At 75.0% G+C, this 2,034-nt stretch carries 1 protein-coding gene; it reads left to right on the top strand.

Going from position 1 to position 2,034, the window contains the following annotated elements; all coding sequences use genetic code 11:
• Positions 1-10 precede the first annotated feature (10 nt).
• The coding region (locus AB0I72_RS28335; RefSeq protein WP_358574159.1) for a trehalase-like domain-containing protein at positions 11-2,034 on the top strand (2,024 nt) is incomplete at its 3' end.

The raw sequence follows: 2,034 nt of genomic DNA, 5'->3' as shown, positions 1-2,034 counted from the left end.
CGCGCCAGCACTGCCCGGCCGGACCCGCGACACGACCCCCGAACCCCTGCCCGTGGACGTGCGGCGGCGCATCTCCGCTCTGGCCCGCACCCCCCGCCTCCTCCTCGCGTGCGACTACGACGGCGCCCTGACCCCTGCCGAGTCGGCCGACCCGGCAGGGTCGGCCCGCCCCGAACCCGCCGCGGTCCGCGCCCTGCGCGAGCTGGCCGACCTGCCCGGCACCACCTGCGCCGTCATCTCCTCCCGCCCCCTGACCGCCCTGGCCACCCTGTCCCGCCTGCCCGCCGAGATCCACCTCATCGGCGCCCACGGCACCGAACCCGACACCACCCTGAACGGATCCCCCTCCGACAAGCCCGCCGCGCTGGCCGCCCTGCGCGAGCACACCGACGCCACCGCCACCTGCTACATCGGCGGCGGCGACGGCGAGGAGGAGGTCTTCCTCCACCTGAGCGGTCCCGACGCGGGCATCCGCGTCGGCGACGACGCCGAGCCGACCGTGGCCGCCCACACCGTCCCCGACACCCCCGCCGCCGCCACGCTGTTGGCGGCCCTGGTGATCGAGCGGCGCGCCTGGGTGTTCGGGGAGCGCCCCACCCCCATCGAGCGGATGTCGCTGCTGTCCAACCGCGCCTCGGTCGCCCTGGTGGGCCCCGACGCCCGCCTGGCGTGGCTGTGCCACCCCGAGCCCGACTCGCCGTCGGTGTTCGCCGAGGTGCTGGGCGGCCGGGCGGCGGGGGTGTTCGCGATCGCTCCCGCCCACGGCGGCCAACCCCTGGGCCAGCGCTACGAGACGGGCACCATGACCGTGCGCACCCGCTTCTCCCGTTTGGAGGTCACCGACTACCTCGCCCCCGCCACCACACCGGGGCGCACCGACCTGGTGCGGGTCGTCTCCGGCGCCACGGCGGCCACCGTGGAGTTCGCGCCCCGCCCCGACTTCGGCCGGACCCCGGTACGGCTGCGCGTGCGGGACACCGGGCTGGTGGTGGAGGGGGCCGAGTTCCCGATGGTGCTGCACGCCCCCGGGGTGGACTGGGTCATCGACCACGACGAGCAGGGCGACACCGCCTACGCCCGGGTGCACCCCACCAGCGAACACCCGGTGGTGCTGGAGCTGCGGCTGGGCACGGGCGACCTGACCGGCCCGGCCCTGGCCCAGACCGACCGGCAGCGCGCGGCGGGCGAGCACTGGGCGGGTTGGCTGGACACCCTCACGTTGCCGGTGACGGCGCGGGATCTGGCCGCGCGTTCGGCCCTGACGTTGCGGGGGTTGTGCACGCCCTCGGGCGGGGTGATGGCGGCGGCCACCACCTCGCTGCCCGAGGAGATCGGCGGGGTGCGTAACTGGGACTACCGGTACTGCTGGCTGCGCGACGGGGCCCTGACCGTGCGCTCGCTGGTGTCGCTGGGGTCGACCGCGGAGGCGGACGCTTTTCTGGACTGGGTGCACCGGGTGGTGGCCACCCTGCCCTCCCCGGAGTTGTTGCGGCCGTTGTACACGCTGGCCGGGACGGACCTGGGCCCCGAGCAGGTGATCGAGAACCTGGCGGGGTATGCGGGGTCGCGGCCGGTGCGGGTGGGCAACGCCGCCGACCACCAGGTGCAGCTGGACGTGTTCGGGCCCGTGGTCGAGCTGGTCGCGGACCTGGCCCACCGGCGCGGGGTGCTGGCGGACCGGGACTGGGAGCTGGTGGCGGCGATGGCCGAGGCGGTCGCCCGGCGCTGGCACGAGCCCGACCACGGGATCTGGGAGGAGCGCGACGAGCCCCGCCAGCGGGTGTACTCCAAGGTGATGTGCTGGGTGACGTTGGACCGGGCCGTTGGGTTGGCGTCCCGGTTCGGTCGGGTGGTGGATCCGGTGTGGGAGCCGTTGGCGGCCGACATCGCCGCCGAGGTGGTGGCCAAGGGGTGGAACCCGGTGGTGGGGGCCTACACCACTGCCTATGACGGTGAGGATCTGGACGCGGCGTCGTTGCACATCGGCCTGTCCGGGCTGTTGGACCCGGCGGACGAGCGGTTCCAGTCCACGGT

This window comes from Nocardiopsis sp. NPDC049922 (assembly GCF_040660275.1).
Classification (GTDB): Bacteria; Actinomycetota; Actinomycetes; order Streptosporangiales; family Streptosporangiaceae; genus Nocardiopsis.
The sequence above is the reverse complement of the archived record's forward strand: the minus strand, read 5'-3'. Positions and strand labels throughout refer to the sequence as shown.